At 70.1% G+C, this 23127-nt stretch carries 25 protein-coding genes; 11 read left to right on the top strand and 14 right to left on the bottom strand.

The features are described 5' to 3' along the window. Nucleotides 1-70: 70 nt before the first annotated feature. On the top strand, nt 71-1381 hold the full coding sequence (locus tag AB0M70_RS40005) for an MFS transporter (protein ID WP_365828404.1): 1311 nt from the start codon (nt 71-73) through the stop codon (nt 1379-1381). A 52-nt stretch (nt 1382-1433) separates the two neighbouring features. Here the strand turns inward: AB0M70_RS40005 and AB0M70_RS40000 are convergent, their stop codons facing one another. Next, entirely contained in the window at nt 1434-2123 is a 690-nt protein-coding gene (locus AB0M70_RS40000; RefSeq protein WP_365828403.1) for a DUF2848 domain-containing protein, read from the bottom strand. A 187-nt stretch (nt 2124-2310) separates the two neighbouring features. Here AB0M70_RS40000 and AB0M70_RS39995 point away from each other — a divergent pair, with 187 nt between their 5' ends. Together AB0M70_RS39995 and AB0M70_RS39990 are read left to right on the top strand one after the other, a co-directional pair. Continuing rightward, entirely contained in the window at nt 2311-3675 is a 1365-nt protein-coding gene (locus AB0M70_RS39995) for an MFS transporter (RefSeq protein ID WP_365828401.1), read from the top strand. A 77-nt stretch (nt 3676-3752) separates the two neighbouring features. Then, the gene (locus AB0M70_RS39990) at nt 3753-4559 is read left to right on the top strand and encodes a carbon-nitrogen hydrolase family protein (RefSeq protein WP_365828399.1); all 807 of its coding nucleotides are present in this window, start codon (nt 3753-3755) and stop codon (nt 4557-4559) included. A gap of 24 nt (nt 4560-4583) precedes the next feature. On the opposite strand, the gene AB0M70_RS39985 is transcribed toward AB0M70_RS39990, so the two are convergent. The 4 genes from AB0M70_RS39985 to AB0M70_RS39970 all read right to left on the bottom strand — a co-directional run bounded on the left by AB0M70_RS39985 (nt 4584) and on the right by AB0M70_RS39970 (nt 7436). Further along, nucleotides 4584-5231: a GntR family transcriptional regulator gene (locus tag AB0M70_RS39985; protein WP_365828397.1), complete on the bottom strand. Its 648-nt coding sequence runs from the start codon at nt 5229-5231 to the stop codon at nt 4584-4586. A gap of 288 nt (nt 5232-5519) precedes the next feature. Continuing rightward, nucleotides 5520-6161: a hypothetical protein gene (locus tag AB0M70_RS39980; protein WP_365828395.1), complete on the bottom strand. Its 642-nt coding sequence runs from the start codon at nt 6159-6161 to the stop codon at nt 5520-5522. Nucleotides 6162-6208: 47 nt separating this feature from the next. Next, complete coding sequence (locus AB0M70_RS39975; protein ID WP_365828393.1) at nt 6209-6793, bottom strand: S1 RNA-binding domain-containing protein; 585 nt, start codon at nt 6791-6793, stop codon at nt 6209-6211. 16 nt (nt 6794-6809) lie between these two features. Continuing rightward, the gene (locus tag AB0M70_RS39970; protein ID WP_365828391.1) at nt 6810-7436 is read right to left on the bottom strand and encodes a hypothetical protein; all 627 of its coding nucleotides are present in this window, start codon (nt 7434-7436) and stop codon (nt 6810-6812) included. 174 nt (nt 7437-7610) lie between these two features. Between AB0M70_RS39970 and AB0M70_RS39965 the strand changes: the two genes are divergently transcribed. Next, complete coding sequence (locus AB0M70_RS39965; protein WP_365828389.1) at nt 7611-7991, top strand: hypothetical protein; 381 nt, start codon at nt 7611-7613, stop codon at nt 7989-7991. 100 nt (nt 7992-8091) lie between these two features. Here the strand turns inward: AB0M70_RS39965 and AB0M70_RS39960 are convergent, their stop codons facing one another. Continuing rightward, a complete protein-coding gene (locus AB0M70_RS39960; protein ID WP_365828387.1) occupies nt 8092-9108 on the bottom strand; it encodes a tyrosine-type recombinase/integrase in 1017 nt (338 codons plus the stop codon). A 298-nt stretch (nt 9109-9406) separates the two neighbouring features. Beyond that, the gene (locus tag AB0M70_RS39955) at nt 9407-10624 is read right to left on the bottom strand and encodes a site-specific integrase (RefSeq protein ID WP_365828385.1); all 1218 of its coding nucleotides are present in this window, start codon (nt 10622-10624) and stop codon (nt 9407-9409) included. A 443-nt stretch (nt 10625-11067) separates the two neighbouring features. Here AB0M70_RS39955 and AB0M70_RS39950 point away from each other — a divergent pair, with 443 nt between their 5' ends. After that, nucleotides 11068-12195 (top strand): hypothetical protein, encoded by a 1128-nt coding sequence (locus AB0M70_RS39950; RefSeq protein WP_365828383.1) that lies wholly within the window; start codon nt 11068-11070, stop codon nt 12193-12195. A 120-nt stretch (nt 12196-12315) separates the two neighbouring features. Further along, a complete protein-coding gene (locus AB0M70_RS39945) occupies nt 12316-12924 on the top strand; it encodes a hypothetical protein (protein WP_365828381.1) in 609 nt (202 codons plus the stop codon). Here the strand turns inward: AB0M70_RS39945 and AB0M70_RS39940 are convergent. Then, entirely contained in the window at nt 12896-13387 is a 492-nt protein-coding gene (locus AB0M70_RS39940; protein ID WP_365828379.1) for an Rrf2 family transcriptional regulator, read from the bottom strand. The genes AB0M70_RS39945 and AB0M70_RS39940 overlap by 29 nt on opposite strands. A gap of 106 nt (nt 13388-13493) precedes the next feature. Here AB0M70_RS39940 and AB0M70_RS39935 point away from each other — a divergent pair, with 106 nt between their 5' ends. From AB0M70_RS39935 to AB0M70_RS39925, 3 genes are all read left to right on the top strand, one after another. Beyond that, nucleotides 13494-14234, top strand: a complete 741-nt coding sequence (locus AB0M70_RS39935) for an NAD(P)H-binding protein (protein WP_365828377.1) — start codon at nt 13494-13496, stop codon at nt 14232-14234. A 410-nt stretch (nt 14235-14644) separates the two neighbouring features. Beyond that, nucleotides 14645-15154 (top strand): transglycosylase SLT domain-containing protein, encoded by a 510-nt coding sequence (locus AB0M70_RS39930; RefSeq protein ID WP_365828375.1) that lies wholly within the window; start codon nt 14645-14647, stop codon nt 15152-15154. Nucleotides 15155-15206: 52 nt separating this feature from the next. Next, nucleotides 15207-16343: an LCP family protein gene (locus tag AB0M70_RS39925; protein WP_365828373.1), complete on the top strand. Its 1137-nt coding sequence runs from the start codon at nt 15207-15209 to the stop codon at nt 16341-16343. Here the strand turns inward: AB0M70_RS39925 and AB0M70_RS39920 are convergent. Both AB0M70_RS39920 and AB0M70_RS39915 read right to left on the bottom strand, forming a co-directional pair. Next, nucleotides 16329-18425: an efflux RND transporter permease subunit gene (locus AB0M70_RS39920; protein ID WP_365828371.1), complete on the bottom strand. Its 2097-nt coding sequence runs from the start codon at nt 18423-18425 to the stop codon at nt 16329-16331. The two genes, AB0M70_RS39925 and AB0M70_RS39920, sit on opposite strands and share 15 nt — an antisense overlap. Before the next feature lie 160 nt (nt 18426-18585). Next, on the bottom strand, nt 18586-19071 hold the full coding sequence (locus tag AB0M70_RS39915; protein WP_365828507.1) for a MarR family winged helix-turn-helix transcriptional regulator: 486 nt from the start codon (nt 19069-19071) through the stop codon (nt 18586-18588). A gap of 367 nt (nt 19072-19438) precedes the next feature. Here AB0M70_RS39915 and AB0M70_RS39910 point away from each other — a divergent pair, with 367 nt between their 5' ends. After that, complete coding sequence (locus AB0M70_RS39910) at nt 19439-19771, top strand: hypothetical protein (protein WP_365828369.1); 333 nt, start codon at nt 19439-19441, stop codon at nt 19769-19771. A gap of 51 nt (nt 19772-19822) precedes the next feature. Here AB0M70_RS39910 and AB0M70_RS39905 read toward each other — a convergent pair whose 3' ends face one another. Continuing rightward, a complete protein-coding gene (locus AB0M70_RS39905; RefSeq protein WP_365828367.1) occupies nt 19823-20437 on the bottom strand; it encodes a HutD family protein in 615 nt (204 codons plus the stop codon). 54 nt (nt 20438-20491) lie between these two features. Beyond that, a complete protein-coding gene (locus AB0M70_RS39900) occupies nt 20492-20932 on the bottom strand; it encodes a VOC family protein (protein WP_365828365.1) in 441 nt (146 codons plus the stop codon). Between the two features lie 102 nt (nt 20933-21034). Here AB0M70_RS39900 and AB0M70_RS39895 point away from each other — a divergent pair, with 102 nt between their 5' ends. Further along, nucleotides 21035-21577: a GNAT family N-acetyltransferase gene (locus AB0M70_RS39895; RefSeq protein ID WP_365828363.1), complete on the top strand. Its 543-nt coding sequence runs from the start codon at nt 21035-21037 to the stop codon at nt 21575-21577. Here AB0M70_RS39895 and AB0M70_RS39890 read toward each other — a convergent pair. Both AB0M70_RS39890 and AB0M70_RS39885 read right to left on the bottom strand, forming a co-directional pair. Beyond that, complete coding sequence (locus AB0M70_RS39890) at nt 21555-22157, bottom strand: DUF6417 family protein (protein ID WP_365828361.1); 603 nt, start codon at nt 22155-22157, stop codon at nt 21555-21557. The two genes, AB0M70_RS39895 and AB0M70_RS39890, sit on opposite strands and share 23 nt — an antisense overlap. A 128-nt stretch (nt 22158-22285) precedes the next feature. Continuing rightward, the gene (locus tag AB0M70_RS39885) at nt 22286-23110 is read right to left on the bottom strand and encodes a helix-turn-helix transcriptional regulator (RefSeq protein WP_365828359.1); all 825 of its coding nucleotides are present in this window, start codon (nt 23108-23110) and stop codon (nt 22286-22288) included. Between the last annotated feature and the right edge of the window lie 17 nt (nt 23111-23127).

The following is a 23127-nucleotide window of genomic DNA, read 5'->3' as shown; positions in this document are numbered from 1 at the left end:
TGCGGATGGCGGGCCGCGTACGCCAGAGTGGTCTCACCGGCTAAGGCGTTAGATGGTTAGGGGATGGGTCATGGCCACGGCAGTGCCCGAGCGGACGGACGACGACAAGAGCTTCGGTACGTCGAGGCCGACGGACAGCCATCGCGCCCCACGAGACCCCGGACCCCGCAACACCGCGGTCCTGGTCGGTTTCACCGCCGCGACCAACCTTGCCGACGGCGTGATGAAGATGGCTCTCCCGCTGCTCGCCGCCGAGCTCACCGCCTCGCCCGCACTGGTCACCGCCGTGTCGCTGACCCTCACGCTGCCCTGGCTGCTCGTCGCCCTGCACATAGGTGTGCTCGTCGACCGCTTCGACCGCCGGTGGCTGCTCTGGGGCGCGAGTGCCCTGCGGTTGGCCGCCATGGGATGGCTCACTGTCTCCGCCGTAACCGCGGGGATCACGCTGAGCCAACTCTTCACCGCGGGTGCGGTCCTGGGCGTGGCCGACGTACTGGCATCGACCTCCGGCTCCGCGCTGGTGCCGGCCGCGGTGCCCGAGGCGGGGCGCGAGCGTGCCAACACCTGGATGGTGGGGGCCGAGACCGTGGGGCAGGAGTTCGCCGGGCCTTTCGTCGGCGGGCTGCTGCTGGCCGCCGGGACGGGTGTCGCGCTGGGCATGATCAGTGCCTCGTACGCAGTCGCCGCCTTGGCTTTGTTTCTGCTGGTGGGCCGCTTCAGGGCGGACGTGCCTGCCCCGGACGCGGTTCCTGTCTCCGTCAACAGCCGGATCACCGAAGGTCTGCGCTTCCTCTGGAGCGACCGGCTGCTGCGCACGCTCTCCGTGGTCGTCGCCGTGCTCTCCGCCGTCTGGGGCGCATGGCTCGCTCTGATGCCGCTCTACGCCAAGCAGGCCATGGAGCTCGGCCCGCAGGAGTACGGCATCTTGTTCAGCGCCCTCGGCATCGGAGGGCTGGTCGGCACCGTGGCGGTGTCCTGGCTGAACCGGCTGCTCGGCGCGCGACGGGCGATGTTCGCGGACCTGATCGGCACCAGCGCGATGGTGGCGCTGCCCGCCGTGACCACCAGCATCTGGGCGGTGGCGGCCGGAGCGTTCCTCGGCGGCATGGGCGGCACGCTCTGGTCGGTCAACGCCCGCACCATCACCCAGCGCATGGTCCCCGACGGAATGCTCGGCCGGTACGGCGCGGCAGCCCGGCTCTTCAACTTCGGCGCCATGCCGCTGGGTGCGGCCCTGGTGGGACTCCTGGCCGAACTGGGCGGCATGCGCCTGGCGTTCGCGGTGTTCGCGGTGGCCGTGGCGGCGACGCCGGTGCTGTTCCTCAAGAACGTCACCCCGGCCGCCCTGGAACTCCGTAAAGGTCCCGCGCTGACGCCCTAGGGGAGGGTGCAGCCGTGGGTGCAGCCGCGGACCCTCCCGTGGGCGCACACGCTCAGCCGATGGGCTCCGGCAGCGGAACCACCTGGTAGGCGAGCCGGATCGTGTTGCCGGTGGCGGGGTCGCCCAGCTCCACACGCCATCCCTCGGCGAACTGGTCCACGCCCTCGGCCATGGGGATGGTGCCCGAGATCAGGACGGTGCCCGGAGTCAGGTTGCCGCGCTCGCGCAGTACGCCGGTCCAGTAGCCGGGCGTGAGGAGTTCGGCGAGCGTGCCGTGCTGGATCTCGGTCTCGCGGCCGTCGGCGTGGGTGACCCAGGCGCGCAGGGTCAGTTCGTCGATGCGCGACTCGACGTCGCTCAGGAGCCAGGCCTGGCGGGCCAGCACATCGGGTGCCGCGTTCTTGCTCCAGGCCACGCCGTGGACTTCCAGGTCGCGGTCGGTGTGGTCGCAGGCCGCGGTCAGCAGCAGCTCGCCGCCGTCCGCGACGACCAGCGCCCATTCGGCCTCGCCCGAGGTGTGCGCGTGCGGGGCGGCGACTTGGTCGGTCTGCTGGGCGAGGTAGGGGGAGACGGGGTAGAGCGCCGGGGTCACCGACGGTGCGGGCACACCGAGCTGGGCGAGCTCGGCGACGTGCGCGGCGACGTCGGCCTGCCTGCGCCCGGCGTATCCGGCGTTGAGCACCTGCACGACGTCGACGTCACGGGCGGAGCCGTCGGGCAGTTCGAAGGTCAGCACGGCCATGGGCACTCCAAAGGGGTGGGTCTCGACGCAGGTCCGGACGTGGTTCTCGACGCGGGTCCAGACATGTGTCTCGAGACGGTCAACTTCCGGCGCGGGGGTTGCGCATACGACCTGTATACAAGAAGTATGCCGGAAGGTCGATGTCCCCTCGACGCCTTCCACGCCCTCGACGCAAGGATCGGGAAGCATGCAGCACACCCCACAGGGCCCGCCGGCGGTCGCACCGGGCCGCTCCGGCATCCGCCGGGCCTTCTTCGCCAGCCTCACCGGGACCGCTCTGGAGTGGTACGACTTCGCCGTCTACTCCGCCGCAGCCGCCCTCGTCTTCGGCGATCTCTTCTTCCCCTCGGAGGACCCCCTCACCGGCACGCTCCTGGCGTTCTCCACCTACGCGGTCGGGTACGTCTCGCGCCCGCTCGGCGGCTTCGTCTTCGGCCGCCTCGGTGACGTCATCGGCCGCAAGAAGGTCCTCATCGCCACCCTGGTCCTCATCGGCGCGGCCACGTTCCTGATCGGCGTCCTGCCCACCTATGGCACCGCGGGCATCGTCGCCCCCGTCGCCCTGGTCCTGCTGCGGTTCGCGCAGGGCGTCGGGGTCGGCGGCGAGTGGGGCGGGGCCGTCCTGCTGTCCAGTGAGTTCGGCGATCCGCGGCGCCGCGGCTTCTACGCCTCGGCCGCCCAGATCGGTCCGCCCGCCGGAAACCTCCTGGCCAACGGCGTGCTGGCCGCCCTGGGCGTGCTGCTCACCGAGGAGCAGTTCCTGTCCTGGGGCTGGCGCGTGGCCTTCCTGCTCTCCGGGGCGCTGGTCGCCTTCGGCCTGTGGATCCGGGCGAAGCTGGAGGAGACCCCCGTCTTCAAGGCGATGGAGGCCGAGGAATCCCGGCCGCAGGCCCCGATCCGCGAGGTCTTCACCACCCAGCCCCGCGCCCTGTGCGCCGCGATCCTGAGCAGGGTCGCCCCCGATGTGCTGTACGCGATGTTCACCGTGTTCGTCCTCACCTACGCCACCGACGAACTGGGCATGACGCGCGGCTCCGCCCTGACGGCCGTCCTGGTCGGTTCCTTCCTGCAGATCTTTCTCATCCCGCTGGCCGGGGCGCTGTCCGACCGGGTCAACCGGCGTCTGCTGTACGGCTGTTCCGCTCTGGCCGCAGGGGTGTGGCCGTTCGTCTTCTTCCTCGTGGTCGACGGCGGCAGCTGGCTTCTGCTGGTGTGCGGTGTCGTGGTGGCCCTGGCCATCCACTCCTTCATGTACGGCCCGCAAGCGGCCTTCGTCGCCGAGCAGTTCTCACCCCGCCTGCGCTACACGGGCTCCTCGCTCGCCTACACCCTCGCGGGCCTCATCGGCGGCGCGGTGGCCCCCCTGCTGTTCACCGCCTTGCTCAGCTCGTACGGCAGTTGGGTCCCGCTGGCGCTCTACCTCGCCGTCGCAGCCGGCGTCACGCTCATCGGTCTCTGTCTGGGCAGGGACTCCGCCCACGCCGAGAAGGAGGACGAGCTGCTCGCCGGTACGGTCACACCGGAGGCCGCCCCCGCGGCGCGTGTCCCCTGACAGCACCAACAGCACCAACAGCACCAACAAGCCACCTCCCGACGTCCCTGCCCCCCGACTCCGAAAGGCAGCCCACCGTGCGCATCGCACTGAGCCAGCTGACGACCGGCCCCGAGCCCGGTAAGAACCTCGACCTCATCAAGGAGTGGACCGCACGCGCGGCGGACACCGGCGCGGACGTCGTCGTCTTTCCCGAGGCGTCGATGGCCTGCTTCGGCACGTCTCTGGCGCCGCTCGCCGAACCCCTGGACGGGCCCTGGGCCGACGCGGTCCGCGCCATCGCCGAGGCGGCGGGCATCACCGTGGTCGCGGGCCTGTTCACGCCGGCCCCCGGGGGCCGGGTCACCAACACCTTGCTGGCCACCGGACGCGGTGTCGAGGCGACGTACGACAAGATCCACCTCTACGACGCCTTCGGCTTCGCCGAGTCCGACACCGTGGCCGCCGGGTCGCGGGTGGTGACCATCGACGTGGACGGCGTACGCCTGGGCCTGGCCACGTGTTACGACGTGCGGTTCCCGGAGCTGTTCCGGGCCCACGCCGACGCGGGGGCCACCGCGACCCTGCTCGCGGCCTCCTGGGGCGCGGGCCCCGGCAAGGTCGATCAGTGGGAGCTGCTGGTGCGGGCCCGTGCGCTGGACGCCACGCTGTGGGTCGCGGCGGTCGACCAGGCCGACCCGGCCGCGTCCGGGACGGCAGCGACCGCAGGCGCGGCGCCCACCGGAGTGGGGCACAGCATGCTCGTCGGACCCGACGGGACCGTACGCCGTCGTCTGGGGGCGGAGCCCGAGCTCACGGTGGTCGAGGTGGACGCCGACGAGGTCGCGGCGGTGCGCAAGAACATCCCGGTCCTGGCCAACCGCAGGCTGGGGGAGTCGCGCTGACCCCAGCCCCATGAGCGGGCCGGTCTATCCGGCGAGCAGCACCTTCAGCGTCGACTCCAGGTGGCTGTCGATGGCGGCGCACGCGGCCTGCGCGTCACCGGCCGCCAGCGCGTCGACGATCGCACGGTGCTCGTCGAGCACCGCTTCCTGGCGGCCCTGCTGGTTGTAGAGCGCCACCACACCGGCCCGCACCTGGCGGCTGCGCAGCCCCTCGTAGTGCCGGTCGAGCAGGGTGTTGCCCACGGCCGAGACGAGGGACGAGTGGAAGAGGTGGTCCACGTCGATGAACTCCTTGGCCTGGTCCGGCCCGCTCAGCGCACGCTGGCGCTCCAGGCACGCGCCCAACTCCGCCACCGGCGCCCGCCCCGTGCCGATGACGTGCTGCGCCGCGTACCGCTCGACGATCCCGCGGAGCTGCATCAGCTCGGTGATCTCACGCCCGGACAGCGGCGCCACCCGCGCCCCGCGCTTGGGCACCAACTCGACGAGGTCTTCGGCGGCCAGCAGGAGCAGTGCTTCGCGGATCGGGGTGCGCGAGACTCCGATGCGATCGGCGATGTCCTGCTCGGAGAGGAACTCGCCCTGCATCGCCGGGTCCGTCAGGACGGTCTCCTTGAGGAACGCGTACGCCTTCTCCCGACCCGACGCCACCACTACCCCCAGAGATCGCATACACCTTGTATACGGAAGTTACCACGGTGCCTGCGTCCCGGCTCCGCCCGAGAGGAAGAACGCCACAACTGGCGTCCCTGCGCGTGATTTGGACGGCCAACGCTGGGAACGCCGCACGGGAGAGAGGGTTCCCAGGGCCCTCCGGGCACCGTCCCGAACAGGGGGACTCCCGCACCCCTGGGTGCCCGTCGAGGGAGTGCGTCCCGCTGGGGGAGAGGGGAGCTCGCCCGCGCGGGGCGCACGCTGAGGCCGCCATGGGAAGCGCACACTCGACCACGGCGGCTGTGATCAGTAGGGGCCGCCCCGGAAGTAGATGTTCCGGTGACCTCGGGGGCGGTCATCCCGCTCGTGCGCGGCAGCGGAGCGGTCCACGGGCGCCGACCGGTCGTGCGCGGCGTCGGAGCGGTCCGCGGGCGCCGACCGCTCGGCCAGTGCGCGCAGCGTGCGCAGACTGGCCAGGACGTCAGCGCGGTGCTCCGACCTCTTCATCCACGAGGGCAGCCGCGCGAACATGGCCATGGTCGGCCGCAGTCCGGAACGCTCGCGCAAGCGAGCGCCGATGTACGCGGACAACGCGTCGACGTGCTCTACGTCGTAGGCCCACAAGTTCCGACCGACGCAGCGGGTCTGCAGCCAGAGAGGCTGCCGGAAGAACGGGTCCTCGCTGCCGCGGAGCACCGCACCGATCAGGCCGCCACCCCGCATCTCCGCTTCCCAGCCGGCGACGGCCCCGCACCCGCCGCACGCCAGACGCCTCGGCTGGAACAGGAGCTCGCTGGCGTACCTGGGTGCCGGGAGCCCGGGTCGGGGAACCACGACCGCCCGGCCCCCGCACGAGGGGCAGACCACCAGGATCCGGCCGGCGAAATGGGCCAGCCAGTGCCCGGTGTCCAGGTGACGGACGTGCTCGCCGCCGGAGGTGGAATCCATGGCGACACCCTCGCAGCCTCGGGTCGCGGACGACAGGCCGGCCCGGCTCACCCGGGAGGGGAGGCCTGGCGCAAGGACAAGGCCAGCCGACGTCGTTCCAGATCGATTTCGGTGACCACGACAGCGATCTCGTCGTCGACCCGGACGACGTCCTCCGGGTTCTCCACGGGCGTCCACGTGAGTTCGGTGAGGTGGACCAGCCCCTCGATCCCGTCGGCAACCCGTACGAAGACGCCGAACGGGAGCAGCTTGGTGACCCGTCCCGCCAGCCGCGTGCCCACCGGGGTGCGGTCGGCGAACTCCTGGAAGGGGTCCGGCCGCAGTGCCCGCAGGGACAGCCTGGCCTCCAGGTTCCAGTCGTCGAACTGGAGGAACTCACAGGCCACGCTCTGCCCGACCTCGACGACCTCCTCCACTGCCTCGATGCGGTGCCAGGACAGCTCGGGGACGGTGATGAAGCCGACCCCGGGGAAGAGGGGGTGCGCGGGGCCGTCGTCCAGCGCGACGAACACCCCGAACCGTTCGATGGCGGCGACCTTGCCGGTGAGGATCTCGCCGACGCGCAGTGATTCCAGGTAGGCCCAGAGCTCTGGGTTCGTCGTCCGGTCCAGACTGTGAGCGCCCGAGGTCATGTCGGAGTACGCCGTCTCAGCCGGTGACGGGGACGGCCTGCGGGTCTACGTCGCAGCGAGCGACCGAGGCGGCCAGGCCCTCGCCGCCGATCTCGATGCGGGCGGTCGTCTTGCCCTTTCCGGGCACCTTGACCTCCTCGCTCTCCTCGATGACCGTGATGCCGTCCGCGTCCACGAAGGTGACCGACACCCAGAAGCGGCCCTTCTTGGCGTTGCCGTTCGTGACCTTGACCGTCGCGTACGGGTCCTTCTCGGTCGCGCAGGTCACCAGCTTGACCTTCGCGTTCTCCAGTTGACTGCCGCCGGAGGAGCTTGAGGAGCCGGAGGTCGTGGAGTCGTGGGTCGGCGGCCGGTTGTAGGAGCCGCCGCCGGTGCTGCTTCCGGCGCCACTGCTGCCGTACGCATCGTCATCGTCGTCGTATCCGGAACCCGATGTGGTCGAGGCCGAGGATCCGGATGACCCGGAGCTGCTCGACGACGAGCTGTCGTGGTCCTGGCTTGAACTGCTGCAGCCGCCCCCGCCGCCTCCGCCACTGTGGCGACTGCCGCCGCCGTGACCTCGTCCCGTGCTGAAACCGGTCAGCGCGAGCGCCGACAGCACCAGTACGGCCGTGACCTTGAGTGTCTTCCCCCGATTGCTCATGTGATCACCCTACCCGGGGGCGCGGGCAACTCCCCGCGGGGCAGCGGCTGTTCGCATTTGCCCGCACTTCTCTGCACTTCACCCGTTCGGGTGTGGAGGTGGCTGTGCTGGCCTTGAGGTGCGGAGGATTGAATCCCGTGGACCGTCGCATGGCTGTTGTGATCCACTGCGGCCATGAGTCTGTCGGTTGATGTCTTTGTCGTTGGCGCGGACGGCGAGATGCAGGTGCTGGATGTTCCGGAGGGGTGTTCCGACCTGGCTGGCTTCGAGAGCTGGCGTACCCGCGTGTGGGGCTCGCAGGTCGTTCGTTCGCTGGGGGCGCGGTTCTTGCCCGTTCTGGCGGGTGCTGACCTGAGGGTTGAGACCAGCGAAGTGCCGGCGTTCTTGCGAGAGTGTGCTCTCCTCCGAGACCACCTGGAGGACATCGTCATCGGCACCAATCCAGTACGGACGGTGGAAGAACACCGCCACGCGATCTCTGCGCGATTGGCGAATATCGAGGATGCGGCCAGGCGCGCGGAGCGAGTAGATGGCGGTGGGGTCCTCATCTGGTGACGCGTCGGGGTGGGACTGCGGACGGGACGGGATTCCCGTCCGCAGTCGCCAGCTCCTTGCGGCGCGCCACTGGCTCGCGTGGCTATCGGTATGTGACTCGTCAATGGGTCTCCGGGGCTGAGGGGATGGGGCGGGGTTTCGGGATGCCGAGGTCGACGGCCGGTCGGCGCGCCATGCGCTGGGACTCGTCGCGCTTGGAGTGGAGGAGGGCGAGGGTGAGGTTGAGTCCTTCGATCTCACCGGCCCAGCCCTCTCGTTCGGCTCGGTCCCGGCGTGAGAGGAGGTCCTTCTCGAGTTCGTCGAGGCGGGTCAGCATCTTGGGGTTGACGTGCAGCATTGGGCAGCGAATGCACGCGTGTTCGTGCTGGCAGGGGGTGCCGTAGGGGCGCCCGCAGGAGCCGAGTTCGACCTTGAGCTTGTCGAAGTGCTCGGTGAACTCGTCCCACTCTTCAGTGCTGGCAGGGCGGTACTCGTCGCTGGGGCGGATCTTGCGGCGGTTGTCGAGATGGGTGACGTAGTGACGGATGACGTCTTCGTTGAAGACCGCGACGTATCCCCGGGTGGTTTGGATATTGAGGTGGCCAAGTAGGGCTGCTCCGATGTGGATGGGCAGTCCACTGTTGACCAGTTCGGTGGCAAAGATCCTTCGGAAGTCGTGCGGGGTGAAGTGCAGGTCCCGGAAGCCGGGGTGTGCTTCGCCGAGGGCCTCGCAGCGGCGCCGGATCATGTTGAGGATGGTGTTGGTGCCGATCACTCCGCGGTTCGCGCCGATGCGTCGTTGGAACAGGAACGGCAGGGGAGTGCTCCAGAGCTTGTCGTGCGGGTCGTAGCGGCTGAGCAGTGGGACTGGCTGCCCGTCGCGGGTGTGGCGGCGGATGAGGCAGGCGACGACGTGGAAGAGCTCGGGCGACATGGGGATGACGCGTTCGCGGTCGGTCTTGGACGGTGCGATGACCAGCAGGCCGACGACTTCGCCGCTGGGGCGCTGGTATTGCCGGATGCTGAGGTGACTGAGCTCGCACATCTCCTCGATGCGGATGCCGGAGTGCCGCAGCACCTCGATGCTGGCCCAGTCCCAGAACGCCGCATTCCTGGCTGACGTTGCTGGCGTTGACACCGCCCGGGGCCATGGGGCAGGCATTCCACCGTTCCTGCCAGGTCGCGCCCGGGAACTCGTCCAAGTAGTCGAGCATCGAGCGGGTCACCTGCACTCGCTTGCTGCGGGTGTTCGCGGACATCTCGCCGATGTCGCGGACGAGTTCCGCGATGCTCTGCGCGGATGCCGTACTCAGGTCGCCGTGGGGCCTCGGAGGCGTTGCCGCGACCGCCGGCGCCGCCTCCAGAGAGCCGGAGATGAAGCGGCTGGGGAAGCTGAGTTCCTTGTCGGCGTACTCGTGGCGGTCGGCTACGACCCCTCAGACGTCGCGGCGGTGTTCGGTGTCTGAGCCCACGACCGAACTTCCGGCCACGGGCCGTACGCGTCGGCAGTGAGCCTGGACAGGCGGCTTCGCGTAGTGCGCGGCCATTACATCGAAGAGCTCCTCGACGCGGACAGTCAGATAGCGGTTGGTGGTCTGGATGTTCGCGTGCCGGAGGACGGCCTGGACCTCCTGCAGCTTGAGCGTGCCGCCGTTGGCCATGCGGTAGGCAGCCGTGTGGCGCATGTCGTGCAGCGACCAGTTCGTACCGAGCTTGGCGTTGGCGCGCTGGATGATCCGCCGCATCGCCCAGTAACTCAGTGGCCGGTCCTGCCCGTGCCGGGTCCTCCAGACAGGCTCGCCCAGGGGAGGCGTCCCGCGCTGATTGAGATAGCTGGCCAGCCGCAAGAACGCGGCGGGCGAGGCGGGAACCGCCTCGCGTGCCCGAGTGCCTTTGGAGATCACGTAGGTCCTCTGGCCCGACCAGTCGATGTCCTCCAGCCCCACTCCGAGCAGTTCGTCTGCCCTGGCCCCGCTGGAAACGTAGAAGTCGAGCAGGGCCCGATCACGTTCGCAGCCCATGGCGGCGAACAGCTCGTCCCAGAGCAGGTCCGGGATCGACCGTGGCGGTCGGTCGGCGACCTTCTGCCGCAGTCGTGCCCTGCCCAGGACCGGCGCGGGCTCGAGCGGGCTTCGGTGTCCGAGCGCGCGTCGGCGCTGCGGTGATACGGGCACCGGGTTTACGACCGGCCCGCGGCCGTGGTGTCCGTGGAACTCGTAGAATCCGCTGACGACGGACAGGGCATGGTTGATCGTTCGAGGCGCGTACCCCGGGCCGAGATTCGCCTTACCGGTACGGACGTTCACCGATCCCGCCGCATTGCTCTGCGGCGAGCTCCGTCGTCGCTGCGGATTGCGTGCTGTGCGCAGCCACCCCGCAAGAGCAGCGACCTCAGCCTCCGTGGCCATGTCCCAGGCTGTATCGAGCAACCACAACAGCCGGAACCAGCGCAGCAGCCCGTAGGCATAGCTCCGACCGGTCAGCGGGCTGCAGTCACCCAGAGCCAGATCTCGCAAGTACACGGTCACCGGCACGACTTCGCTGCCGAAGCCGTTGACGACGATGTACGGAGGATGCTGCCCCTCGGCGGGGACGACCGCCCTGGCCGAGGGGACGACAGCTCGTCCCTCCATCAGTTCCTGTCGGAGATCCACTCCACACTCCTTGATCACGTGGGTCAGTCACGCAACCAACGAGTCCGGGGAGGTGCAGATAACGGAGCATGTGCACCGGCTCCGGCGGTGCTCACCGCGGCACGCGGCTGTTGCAGTGCGGACGGTCTGCCCCGTATGGCGTACGCCGTCGACGGACGCCGCAGGAGCGCCCCGACTTTATCCTCGCCCCGCCCTTCGCTGCTCGTGGTGCGACGCGTGGATTCCCACCCATGGCCGGGACCGTGGGGGCGGCGGACGGCTCCCGCAGGGGGCGATCCGGCTCCGCCGGGCGGCTCTTTCCGGTGGCGGGGCGGAGGAAGCGTGCATAGAACGGAGACACGATCACGTGCGGGGCGAGGACGTCCCGCTGGAATGGAGAAGCGAAAATGGCCGCTGAGTCATTCTCTGCCGCGGGGGACACTTCCGGGCCCGGTGAACCTCTGGTGTCGACATCGCTTCACTGGGGCACCGCGCAGCTCGGTGCTCCACCTGCCCACCCGCCCGCCCCGTGGCCGCAGGAACTCGACCACGACACCGAGGACGTGCCGCCGGAGCGAGCCGAGTACGCCGACGACGACGGGCCCCCGCGCGAGGCCCCCGGGATCGACGACGAAGCCCTGGAACTGGAGGCGCCCGGCGTTCACGACGACGCGGTGGAAGAGCTCATACGCGTCGCCGTGGTGTCCAGGCCCCTGGACGACGTCGTCGACCTCGTCACCCTTCTGGAGCAGTCGCCTGACGGTGTGACAACCGCCGCCTCGGTGCTTCGCCTGGCCGCCGTGGCCCGCTCCGTCGACGACGTCACCCGCCTGGTGGAACTCCTGGGCCCGCCGGAACACCCGGCCGACCACATGGACGAGGCCATCCGGCACGCCGCCGAGGAACGGCCCGTCCCGGAGGTCAGCCGGCTCGTCCATCTGCTGTCCCGCCCGCCGCACGACGCGCACAGCAGCGCCGAGGCGGTGCACGCCGCGGGCACGACCAGGTCCGTCGAGGACCTGATGCAGCTGATCGGCAGCCTCAGAGAGCACAGGGAGGCCGACAACCTCGCGGCCAGTGCCCCGGCCGCGCCGCTCGCGCCGCCCACCGGCGCCGAGACGGGACAGCCCGCCCAGGCTCCGGCCGCCGAGGCCGCGCAGGACGCGGACGCCGCGGCGGTGCAGGGCAAGGCGCCCTTGCTGTGGCTGCGTCGGACGGCGGGCATCCTGCTCCTGCTCTGCGCCGCGGCGCACTTCCCGGTGAACTGGTCGGACGCCTCGACCGTCGGCCTGTTCGCCGCGCTCGGCGTCTCCGTCGTCTGCGCGCTCGCGGGCGTGGCGCTGTGCCTGACCGCGTCGCCGGTCGTGGCCGTGGCGAGCACGTTGATCGCCGGTGCGCTGACCCTCGGCCACCTGGTGGACGACCGGGTCAACTCCACGACGCTGGCCTATGTGTTGCGGCCCGACGGGGTGACAGCGCCGATTCCGACGCTGACGGCGGTGGCCGCTACGCTGGCCGCACTGCTGGTCGTGGCGCTCACGGTCGCCGGCCTGAGGGCCGCGGGCAACCGGAACGCGACCCCGCGCCTGTAGGCGGGGACGGAAGGTGCTCGCGCTTCCCGGCAAAAGCCGGTGAGCGCGAGCACGGCGCCGGGCCGGGGGTCACGGCCGACGCCGTGCCGGACCGCACCGCACCGCACCGAGGATCAGGCTTTGACCCCGCACTCTTTGGCGTTCTACGTCGACGTCGTCACCACCGGCACCGTGCTCGGCGTGGGCCCCACGAGCCCACCCGACCGGGTCACCGGGGTGCTGGGGCCGGATTTCGCCGAGAACGTCTTCGGGCGCCGCAGCATGTGCCGTGACTACGGCCTCGCCGAGTTCTTCTGGGACCGCGCTTCGCCCGAACACCTCTGGACGGGCCACCACTTCACGCTGCAGGTGCACAGGCTCGCCCACCGGGACCGCACCTTGGTCGGCGGGGTGCTGCGGGCCCGCTACGGGCGCTTCACGCCCCGGCTGCGGTTCGACAAGCTGCGACGCCTGCTGGACCGGCGCGGGGTCCCGCTGTACGAGATCCCCGAACTCCAGGCGAACGCACCGTACTTCCGTACCTTCTGGCAGCCCGATTCCCGGGTGGCCGTGTGCGTCATCGGCACCTACAGCGAGTACAGCACGCCGGACAAGCTGCGCGTCGGAGACGTGTACAGCATCCAGGCCCCTCTGAGCGCCGAGGAAGTGGAGTGGCGCGAGAGCCGGGGCGCCCCGTCGACGCGACCCCTGGATGCGTCGCTCAGCCCTCGGAGCCGGTCGCCGCGTTGAGCCAGCCGCCGATGGCCGGCAGCGCGTCGGGCCCGCTGTCCAGTTCCACCGAGCCGACCAGATCGGCGATGGACACGGCCTGCAGTGATGCCCGCCAGGCGGCATCGGCCGCGCTCATGGTGCGGGCGATGGGGCAGGGCTTGGTGCAGTCCTGCGGCGGTGTCCCGAAGGGGCCTCGCTGACGGATCTCGGTGCAGGTGAACGCCGGGCTCGCGCCGTCGACGGCCTGCACCACGTCCAGGACCGAGATGTCGGCCGCCGTCCTGGTCAGGACGTATCCGCCGGTCTTGCCCTGCACGGATTTCACCAGGTCCGCCCGCGACAGGGCCTGCATCTGCTTGGCCAGATAGCTGGGCGAGACGTCGTGCAGCTGCGCCAGACGCGCAGCCGGGACCGGCTCGGTTGCCGCGGTCAGCACCACACAGCAGTGCAGTGCCCACTCCACGCCGCCGGACAGTTTCATGCGCCCTCCCAGTTGACTCGGACACAGGATATCCGAGTATTATCTCGGACATCAGGTATCCGAGTTAGCGTCGCCACGCGCACTCGGTTCACAGAAGGGTTCGATCATGAACATCACGGTCATCGGCGGCACCGGACTGATCGGTTCCCAGCTCGTCTCCCGGCTGCGCGAGGCAGGGCACGAGGTGGTCGCCTCCTCCCTGTCGACCGGAGTCGACCTGCTCACCGGCGCGGGCCTCGACGAGGCACTCAAGGGCGCGGACACGGTCGTCAACGTGTCGAACTCGCCGACGTTCGACGAGGCCTCCCTGGACTTCTTCCGCACCACCATGGGAAACCTGCTGGCGGCGGGGGAGCGCGCGGGCGTCCGGCACCAGGTCATCCTCTCCATCGTCGGCGTCGACCAGGTGCCGCAGCTGGACTACTACCGCGCGAAAACCCTCCAGGAGGACCTGCTGCGGCAGGGCCCCGCCGCGTACTCCATCGTGCGTGCCACCCAGTTCTTCGAGTTCATGGACGCGGTCATGACCTGGACCGCCGACGACCAGAGCGTCCGGCTGCCCGCCACACGCGTCCAGCCCATCGCGACGGCCGAGGTGGTGCAGGCCCTCGCCGACGTCGCCACCGCCGCCCCGCTCAACGGCACGCTCGACGTCGCGGGCCCCGACGTCTTCCCGCTCGACGAGCTCGGCCGCCTGACGCTGTCGGCGCGCAAGGACTCCCGCACCGTCGTCACCGACGAGAAGGCGGGCATGTTCGCGGCCGTCGAGGGCGACGTGCTGATCGCGGGCCCCGGCGCGCGCCTGGCCCCCACGCGCTACGAGGACTGGCTCGCCGCCTCCCGGTAACCGCCGCGCCCCGATGGGGCTCCGTCCCGGACAAAGGCCCTCTGAACTGCACTTTTGCCAAGCATGTGCGGGTCAGGGGGCCGATTCGGCATGTCTGCCCCCGCGGCGCCGATTCCACGCCCCGCGTTCCGCTCAAACACCGCTCAGGCTGTGAGCCCACCCATAGGAGCCACGTCACATGCTAAGGACGGTAGTAGCGCGCCGGGGGCGCCCGCGGCGGGCCGGGAGTCGACTGAGCGGCCTGTGACCAGGGCGTCCTGCGTACCGGGGTAGTACGTCACATCATTGCGCCCAGCTCCGGCCACCGCTAACCCTTGCTGAAGTTCCGGAGAGCCGGGATCGATCGGGCGAAATCGCCCGCCTCGACCGAGCCCCTCCCCAACAACTTCGCATTGGAGAGTTACCCCCGCATGGCCATTACTCAGACGCAGACCAAGCCCGGCCGCATCACCCGACTGCGCAAGATCTCCGTCGCCGGTATCGCCACCGCAGGTGCCGCGGCCGCCGCCCTCACGCTGGTCCCCACGCAGGCCCAGGCCGCCGAGCCGACCGCCGCGAGCAAGAAGGTCTCCCAGGCCGCGGCTGCCGACAAGAACTACGCTGACAACCTCGACGGCTGGATCAAGGAGTCCCTGGACATCATGAAGTCCAAGGGCATCCCCGGCTCCTACGAGGGTCTGCACCGCAACATCATGCGTGAGTCCGCCGGTGACCCGAACGCCCAGAACGGCTGGGACGTGAACGCGCAGAACGGCACCCCGTCCAAGGGTCTGCTCCAGGTGATCCAGCCCACCTTCGACGCGTACCACGTGTCGGGCACGCCGAACAACCTGACCGACCCGGTCGCCAACATCACCGCGGCCGCGAACTACGCCGCCGATAAGTACGGCTCGATCGACAACGTCGACTCCGCCTACTGAGCCACCGGTCGAGGAACCCACTGAGCCACCGGTCAAAGAGAAGGGGCAGCGCATGCCGCACGAGAGCAGCAACGAGCAGCAGGCGCACACGGCCGACGGCCCCGCAGCGCCCGGCTACGGGCCCCCGCGGGTGCGGCGCTCCCGGCGCAAGCCGAAGAAGAAGACCCTGCGGTACGCCACGTGGGGCGCACTGGGACTGGTCCTGATCGGCGGAGGAGGTGCCGCCTACGCCTGGCAGCACCTCAACGGCAACATCCAGGGCACGGACGTGAACGCCGCCCTGGGCAAGGACCGGCCCAGCGAGCAGAAAGACGGCTCGATGAACATCCTTCTGCTCGGGTCCGACTCCCGGGCGGGCACCCACGGCCGCTACGGCAGCGGCATCAGCGGAGCCCGCGCCGACACGGCGATGGTCCTGCACGTCGACAAGACCCACAAGAAGGCCTCCGTCGTCAGCATTCCGCGCGACACGATGGTCAAGCGGCCCCAGTGCGCCAAGCCGCACGGCGGCACGGCGCCCGGCGCGCGGCAGGCCATGTTCAACTCGTCCTACCAGGTCGGCGGCCCCGCCTGCACCGTGAAGACGGTCGAGAAGATGTCGGGCGTGCGCATGAACCACTACCTCGAGGTCGACTTCAAGGGCTTCCAGAAGCTCATAGACGAGCTCGGCGGTGTCAACATCACCACCCGCAAGGCCATCCACGACCCCAACAGCGGGCTCGCCCTGAGCGCGGGCAAGCACACGCTCAAGGGCAAGCAGGCGCTGGAGCTCGTCCGCACCCGGCACGGCGTGGGTGACGGAAGCGACCTGGGCCGCATCCAGCTCCAGCAGGCGTTCATCAAGGCGCTGATCCACCGTGCCGACACCGTCGACCCGCTGGGCAGCCCCGCCAAGTCCTACGACCTGGCGGACACCGCGACCAAGACCATCAGCGCGGACTCCGAGCTGGCGTCCGCGGACAAGCTGCTCGGTCTGGCCAAGGAGCTGAAGGGCATCAGCCCCGACCGCACCGACATGGTCACGATGCCCGTCACCTACGACTCCCAGGACGCGGGACGGGTCCTGCCGCTGAAGAAGGCCTCGCACCGGGTGTGGGACGCCCTGCGCCACGACAAGCCCATCCCGAAGTCCGCGACGCGCGACTCGGTAGGCGATCAGAGCGACTCGCCGGTGTCAGCGGGTACCTGACGTACGGCTGAGGGCGCCCGGCCACCACGCCTTGGGGCCGATGTCGCGGACGAGGGCCGGCACCAGGAGCGACCGTACGACCAGGGTGTCCAGCAGGACGCCGAAGGCGACGATGAAGGCGATCTGGACGAGGAAGGCCAGCGGGATGATGCCAAGGGCCGCGAAGGTGGCCGCGAGGACGACCCCGGCCGATGTGATGACACCGCCGGTCGCGGTCAGGCCGCGCAGCACTCCTTCGCGCGCTCCGTGGCGCAGTGATTCCTCGCGCACCCGGGACATCAGGAAGATGTTGTAGTCCACGCCGAGCGCCACCAGGAACACGAAACCGTAGAGCGGCACGGAGGAGTCGGTGCCGCTGAAGCCGAGGACGTGCTGAAAGACCAGGGCCGAAACGCCCAGCGTGGCAAGGAAGTTGAGTGCCACCGTCGCCACCAGCAGGACCGGCATGAGCAGCGACCTGAGCAGTCCGATCAGGATGACGAGGATGATGGCGAGGACCACGGGGACGATGAGCATGCGGTCGTCCTCGGCGGTCCGCTGGGTGTCGTACTGCTGCGCGGTGTAACCCCCGACGAGTCCGTCGGCGCCCTCCACCGCGTGCACGGCGTCGCGCAGCCGCGCCACCGTGGCCTTGGCCGCGTCACTGTCGGCGGCGTCCTCCAGCGTGGCGTCGATACGTACGCGGCCGTCGACGACGAGGGCCTTCGCGCCGGGCCGACCGGACTCGCCCACGGCGGCGGCCGATGACACCCCTTCGGTGCGCTCGGCCGCGGTGGTGACCTGTTGGGCCCTGTCCGCGTCCGCGATCACGACGGCCGGGTTGCCCGAGCCGCCGGGGAAGTGTTTGCCGAGCGTCTTCTGCGCGGCCACCGAGGGCGCGTCGTTGACGAAGATCTCGTTCAGGGGCACGCCCTTGGACTGGAGCGAGGGGGCGAAGGCGGCGCAGACGAGCAGGCCGAGAAGGGTGGCGGCCCAGACCTTGCGCGGCGCCCGGTCGACGAGCGAGGCAATGCGCGTCCACACGCCCTGTCCGGCGGACTTCTCCGTCGCCGACCTGGGCTTGGCGGGCCAGTACGCCGCGCGCCCCAGGAGGATGAGGACCGCGGGCAGGAAGGTCAGTGTGCTGAGCACGGCGCAGACGATGCCGATGGCCCCGACGGGCCCCAGCGCGCGGTTGTTGGTGAGGTCGCTCAGCAGGAGGGCGAGCAGCCCGAGGGCGACGGTCGCCCCGCTCGCGACGATGGGACCGAGCGAGCGGCGGAGCGCCGAGCGCATCGCGCTGATCCTGTCGCTGCTGACGGCGAGCTCCTCGCGGAAGCGTGCGGTGAGCAGCAGGGCGTAGTCTGTGGCCGCGCCGATGACCAGGATGGACAGGATGCCCTGGACCTGGCCGTCGACGCGTACGACGTCGTGGTCGGCGAGCACGTAGACGATTCCGCAGGCGAGGCCCAGGGCGAAGACGGCCCCGATGATGATCACCAGCGGGAGCAGCAGGCTGCGGTAGACGAGCAGCAGGATCACCAGGACGGTGATCAGGGCGACCCCGAGCAGCAGGCCGTCGATGCCCCCGAACGCGTCGGACAGATCGGCTTGGCTGGCCGCTGGCCCGGCGACCTTCACCTCCGTTCCGGGCACCTGGCCCGCCGCCTTCTTGACGTCCGCCAGGGTGGTCTCCAGCTTGTCGCCGAGGTCGGTTCGCAGGGGCACGACCCCCTGCAGGGCTTGGCCGTCCTTGGAGAGCACGGCAGGGGAGGGGGGCCCGGCGACGCCGGCGGCGTCCTTCAGGGAGGCCAGCGCCCGGGTGGCGTCGGCCTTCTGGGACTGATCGATGCCGCCGGATCGCGTGTCACCCTCCGCGGTCCAGACGACGATCGCCGGCAGGGTCTCGTCCTGCTTGAACTTTCGCTGGGCGTCGATGACTTGCGTGGACTCGGCGTTCTGGGGCAGGAAGGCGGCCTGGTCGTTGGTGGCGACCTCCCCGAGCTTCCCGGCGTACGGCCCGAGCGTCCCGCCGATGCCGAGCCAGGCGACGAGAAGAACGACGGGGACCAGCCAGCGTGCCAGGCGCGTACGTGTGGACATGGATCTCCTTGCGAACACGATGCTTCAATAGATAAGTATCTCAATGATTGAAGCATCTCGTCCGTCACGGGTGCCCAGGGGGTGCAGCGAGGAAACGTCGGTCACACGGAAGAGGACGCGGCGCGGACGGGCGAAGGCCGCCCGCAGTGAGGGGGTGGAGCTAGCGCTGACGGCCGCGCAGCTCGGAGAGCTCCTCGTTCATGGCGGCCAAGAAGCGCACCACCACGTCGAGTTCGTCCTCGCTGAACCGCACGCGCGCGTTCTCGGTCGCCGCGGCAAGGGGCTGGAAGAAGGTGCGCGCAGCCGCTTTGGCGCCGGGGGCGTAGTGCAGATGCACCACACGACGGTCCTCGCTGTCCCGCGACCGGCGGATGTGACCCGCCCGTTCGAGCCGGTCCAGGCACGCGGTGACAGCGCCCGACGTCAACCCCAGATGGTCACGCAGCCGCCCCGGAGTGAGCGGATCACTCGAATCCAGGATCGCCGCGAGGGCCTGGACGTCCGTGGCGTGCAGGTCGTGGCCGGCGGCGAAACCATGGATCAGCCGGTTGAGCTCGCCGTTCATGCGCCGCAGCTGCACCGCGAACGACTGCAGATCCGTCGGCACCCGAGCGGGCGCCTCATCCGACGCCGCACTGCCACTGATCGCTGATTTCTCTGTACCGGCCACACGAGCAGCCTATATATCCCGCACTCCAGAGCGACAACGCGCCGCGAAACCCGAGCGCGGCACCAACGTGTCCTATCCGGATGTACTGCGGGTCTGTCGGCCGAAGCCCTTGCGCGAGTACCCTGTTGACATAGTCCGTGGAAAGACTGCTCGCCGTCAGCGCGGCAGCGGTCCTCCGGCGATCTCTCGGGCCCGGAGTGGGGCCTCACCCGTCAGCGGCTGTTTCTACGGGGCTCTGAACCCGTCACCAGGCACCGCGAGACGCAGCGCTTCCTTCGGGGCGGGCCCTTCTCCTTTGCGTTCCGTTGTAGCTCGGCCGGTGCACGGCATCCCGGGACTTCTCATGCGCGGCTACTTCGCCGACGATCTGCTCCTCATCGTGCCATCGACCGCCGCCAAGGGCGTGTGCCTGTACGGAGAGGTCCTTGGCGCGCACAAAGGTGCGCTGGCCATGGCCCTGACCGCGCAGAGCCGCGCCACACAAGAGATCACCATCGACCTGACCGGGGTTCACTACCTGGCCAACAGCGCCCTGGAGATCCTCGTGGCCCTCGCCAACAACCTCCAGCCCCCGCAGAGCCTCGTCGTCCGCGCCGCCCCCCAACTGGAGCTGCAGGAAAGACTCAACGCACGCGGCTGGGACGACATCGACACCTTGCGCATCGTCGACGGTTAGCTGCGCTCCGCCGCACAGGACCCGGCTCCCACCGTCAGCGCGTTCCCACCGTCAACGCGTCGCGCTGATCCTGATCACGGCCACGGTGCCCTCGCCTCGCAGGCCCAGCACGCCGGCCCCTTCGTGACGTACGCAGTCGAGACGGCCGAGCGCGCTCTGCCGCCCGTCCGGGCCGTCGACGCCGATCCCCTCGGTGACGGCCATGACGAGCACGGTCTCGCCCTCGGCGCACACCATCTCGGCGTCCTGCGCGGCAGCCACAGCGACCATCCGCACCTGTGCCGTCGCGCGGCCCCTGCGCGTCATCACATTCATGTCGCGCACCGCGCCCGCCTTCAGCAGACAGTCCGTCGTCGCGTCACCGGGGAAGGCGAACGGGCTCAACGGCTCCACCAGCTGTGAGGCGCCGTCCACGGTCAGCACCATGCCTTCGCCCTCGACCAGGGTGATCACACGGTCGACGCCGGGAAACGGAGAGAAGGGCCCGCCCGCGTCCACGTCCGCGATGCTCACCCGCCAGTCGAACCCGTGCGCGGGCTCCTCCGCGGGCTTCTCCGCGGCGAAGGGCGCCCGCACGGCGCCCGAGGCGACCTCCCGGGTGACACCGCCGCCGTTCTTCCACGGCATGCTGCGGTACTCGCTCCAGCGCAGAACATCCCCGCTCATCGGAGGCCGCCTCCTTCTTCCGTCGTCCGGCCGGGCGCCAGCCTACGTGCTGCGTCAGCGCAGCTGCTCGGCCAGTCCGACGATGATGCCCTCCGGGCCGCGGACGTAGCAGAGCAGATAACTGTCCTCGAACCGGGCGATCTCGCCGACGAGTTCACCGCCGTGCGGGCGCAGCCGCGCAACGGTGTCCTCGAGGTCGTCGACGGCGAACATGACCCGGTGCGTGCCCAGAATGTTGTGCGGCTGGTTGCGTGACCCGGCGCTGATCGCCGCGGGGGTGCGGTACTTCGCCAGCTCGAGGCGGCTGTGGCCGTCTGGGGTCCGGACCATCGCGATGTCGCAGTGGACGCCGTCGAGCCCGGTGCACTGGTCGGCGACGGGGCCCTGGACCTCCGCCCTGCCCTCCAGCTCCATGCCGAGTTCCACGAAGAACGCGATGGCGGCGTCCATGTCCTCGACGACGATGCCGACGTTGTCCATCCGCTGAATCGCCATGCCAGTCTCTCCTTCTTCCACGCGGCCGGTGGTGGCCGCTGATGTCCCTGGGACGGAGCCGACGGCAGGTTCTCGACATCCGCGGACTGGCATGATCTCGCAATGGCCGCCGATTCCCTCGTCTTCCAGCAGCTCACCACACCCGGTGACGTCACTCCCCGGCTCCGCCGTGCTCTCGCCGAGTGCTGGGTCGAGGTCACCAACGCGGGTGGCGCGGCCGGCTTTCCGTTCCCTCCGGTCGACGTCGCCGACGTGATCCCGGCCCTCGACCGCATCGTCGACGCGCTGTCCCCGGACACCAGCCGGCGCTTGACGGCAACGGCGGACGGCGCACTCGCGGGCTGGCTCAACGTCCGCCGCGACCGGTTCGACCTGATCGCGCACTGGGGCACCCTGCACCACGTCCAGACCCGCACCGCCGTACGCGGACGCGGCATCGGGCTCGCCCTCATGCAGGAAGTACGCCGGATCGCCCGGGACGAGATGGGTCTGGAGCAGCTGCGCCTGGCCGCCCGCGGCGACGTCGGCCTCGAGGACTTCTACGGGCGCCTGGGCTGGCGGGAAGTCGGGCGGTGGCCGGCCGCTCTGCGGCTCGCCCCGGACGATGACCGCGACGAGATCCTCATGCTTCTCGCTCCCCTCTGAGCTCAGGGACGAGGAGCGGCGCGGGGGGCGGATAGCTCACCCCGTAGACACGCGCGAACCGGTTGGCGGGTGCCGCTGATCCGCCGAGCCGTTCGAGGAAGAACGCGCGGGCCATCGACTGCATCTGCTCGCCGCTGACGTAGACGACCCACCTGTTGGACGCGGCGTCGAAACGGGCGGCCTCCACCGCCGACCGCAGGCCCGTCGCGGGCCCGTGGTGCAGTGATCCGCGTAGGTCGAGGAAGCGTCTCAGGGCGTCCAGTTCCGAGCGGCGCAGGCCCACTTGCTGCAACCCCGGTGCTGGTTCCTCGACGGCCGGGGGAGTGGCGCGTGCCTGCGCGTAGAGCAGCGCGTCCCAGCCGTCCGCCGTCAGCTGCACCGCCCACAGGACGGGCCGGCCGGCCTTCGCGGAGAGCTCCGCCTGTTCCTCGCGTGGCGCCACCCGGGCCAGCCCGAGTTTCACCAGGGGACTCGTGGTGCGTTCATCGAGTCCGGGCCCCGCCGTGGCCCATCCATCGGCGCTGCGCTGCACGTCAGCCACCCGTTGCAGCAGCGCGAAATGCCCAGCCGAGCGCCGCATCCCTGCCCCTCCCGCCGAACAGTGCGTTGCCGCGACGCTAGCGTGCATCCGCACCCCGAGGGGCGCTGTTGAGAGGGTCTCCCCCTAAAAGGGCCGGTGTTCTGGGTGTGTACGGCGGGCGTACTGCCTCAAGGGTGCGTGGTCGCAGCCAGTGAGCCGAGCAGCGTGAGCGCCTCGCTGCTGGGGGAGGCCGGTTCGGCGTGGTAGACGACGAGTTCTTGGCCGGGGGCCGAGCGGACGTCGAAGGTCTGCATGGTCAGCGTCAGCGGCCCGACCTCGCGATGCGCGAAGCGCTTGCGTTCCAACGCCTTGCCCCGGGCGTCGTGACGGGCCCACAGCTCGGCGAACTCCGGGCTGCGCTCCAGCAGTTCACCGAGCACCTGCCGTACCCGCGGATCGTCCGGTGCCACGCCGTGGCCCAGGCGGAAGCCGGCCACGGAGTTGCGTGCGACGTCGTACCAGTCGCGGTAGAAACTACGGGCGGCGGGATCGGTGAACACGACATGCATGAGGTTGCGCGAGTGTGCCCAGCCGTGAAAGAGCGCGTCGGCGATCGTGTTCGAGGCGAGGACGTCGTACGCCCGGTTGTGGACGACGGCCGGATTGTGCGGCCAGGCGTCCATGAGGGCCAGCAGACTGGGCTCGACCCAGTCCGCCACCGCGGCCGCCCTGACCCGCGGACCCACCCCGGCCACCCGGAACAGGTGCAGCCGGCCGTCCTCGTCGAGACGCAGGGCGGTGGCCAGGGCATCGAGCACCTGCGCGGAGGGCGAGCGCTCCCGTCCCTGCTCCAGGCGTACGTAGTAATCGGCGCTGACCCCGGCGAGCAGGGCCACCTCCTCGCGGCGCAGCCCCGACACCCGGCGGTGTCCCGTGACGGGGAGATTCACCTCGGCGGGAGTGACGAGGGCGCGCCGGGCGGTCAGATATGCGCCGAGCTCAGAGCGTGCCATGCCCCCATGCTAGGTCC

The organism is Streptomyces sp. NPDC051214, from assembly GCF_040682375.1.
GTDB lineage: Bacteria > Actinomycetota > Actinomycetes > Streptomycetales > Streptomycetaceae > Streptomyces.
The sequence above is the reverse complement of the archived record's forward strand: the minus strand, read 5'-3'. Positions and strand labels throughout refer to the sequence as shown.

Coding starts and splice junctions, on each gene's coding strand:
- AB0M70_RS39940 (WP_365828379.1), bottom strand. CDS start 13,387: ATGAAACTGTCCGGCGGCGTGGAGTGGGCACTGCACTGCTGTGTGGTG.
- AB0M70_RS39895 (WP_365828363.1), top strand. CDS start 21,035: ATGGCCGCCGATTCCCTCGTCTTCCAGCAGCTCACCACACCCGGTGAC.
- AB0M70_RS39890 (WP_365828361.1), bottom strand. CDS start 22,157: ATGCGGCGCTCGGCTGGGCATTTCGCGCTGCTGCAACGGGTGGCTGAC.
- AB0M70_RS39910 (WP_365828369.1), top strand. CDS start 19,439: ATGCGCGGCTACTTCGCCGACGATCTGCTCCTCATCGTGCCATCGACC.
- AB0M70_RS39985 (WP_365828397.1), bottom strand. CDS start 5,231: ATGCGATCTCTGGGGGTAGTGGTGGCGTCGGGTCGGGAGAAGGCGTAC.
- AB0M70_RS39920 (WP_365828371.1), bottom strand. CDS start 18,425: ATGTCCACACGTACGCGCCTGGCACGCTGGCTGGTCCCCGTCGTTCTT.
- AB0M70_RS39885 (WP_365828359.1), bottom strand. CDS start 23,110: ATGGCACGCTCTGAGCTCGGCGCATATCTGACCGCCCGGCGCGCCCTC.
- AB0M70_RS39995 (WP_365828401.1), top strand. CDS start 2,311: ATGCAGCACACCCCACAGGGCCCGCCGGCGGTCGCACCGGGCCGCTCC.
- AB0M70_RS39925 (WP_365828373.1), top strand. CDS start 15,207: ATGCCGCACGAGAGCAGCAACGAGCAGCAGGCGCACACGGCCGACGGC.
- AB0M70_RS39905 (WP_365828367.1), bottom strand. CDS start 20,437: ATGAGCGGGGATGTTCTGCGCTGGAGCGAGTACCGCAGCATGCCGTGG.
- AB0M70_RS40005 (WP_365828404.1), top strand. CDS start 71: ATGGCCACGGCAGTGCCCGAGCGGACGGACGACGACAAGAGCTTCGGT.
- AB0M70_RS39980 (WP_365828395.1), bottom strand. CDS start 6,161: ATGGATTCCACCTCCGGCGGCGAGCACGTCCGTCACCTGGACACCGGG.
- AB0M70_RS39935 (WP_365828377.1), top strand. CDS start 13,494: ATGAACATCACGGTCATCGGCGGCACCGGACTGATCGGTTCCCAGCTC.
- AB0M70_RS39900 (WP_365828365.1), bottom strand. CDS start 20,932: ATGGCGATTCAGCGGATGGACAACGTCGGCATCGTCGTCGAGGACATG.
- AB0M70_RS39970 (WP_365828391.1), bottom strand. CDS start 7,436: ATGAGCAATCGGGGGAAGACACTCAAGGTCACGGCCGTACTGGTGCTG.
- AB0M70_RS39965 (WP_365828389.1), top strand. CDS start 7,611: ATGAGTCTGTCGGTTGATGTCTTTGTCGTTGGCGCGGACGGCGAGATG.
- AB0M70_RS40000 (WP_365828403.1), bottom strand. CDS start 2,123: ATGGCCGTGCTGACCTTCGAACTGCCCGACGGCTCCGCCCGTGACGTC.
- AB0M70_RS39930 (WP_365828375.1), top strand. CDS start 14,645: ATGGCCATTACTCAGACGCAGACCAAGCCCGGCCGCATCACCCGACTG.
- AB0M70_RS39975 (WP_365828393.1), bottom strand. CDS start 6,793: ATGACCTCGGGCGCTCACAGTCTGGACCGGACGACGAACCCAGAGCTC.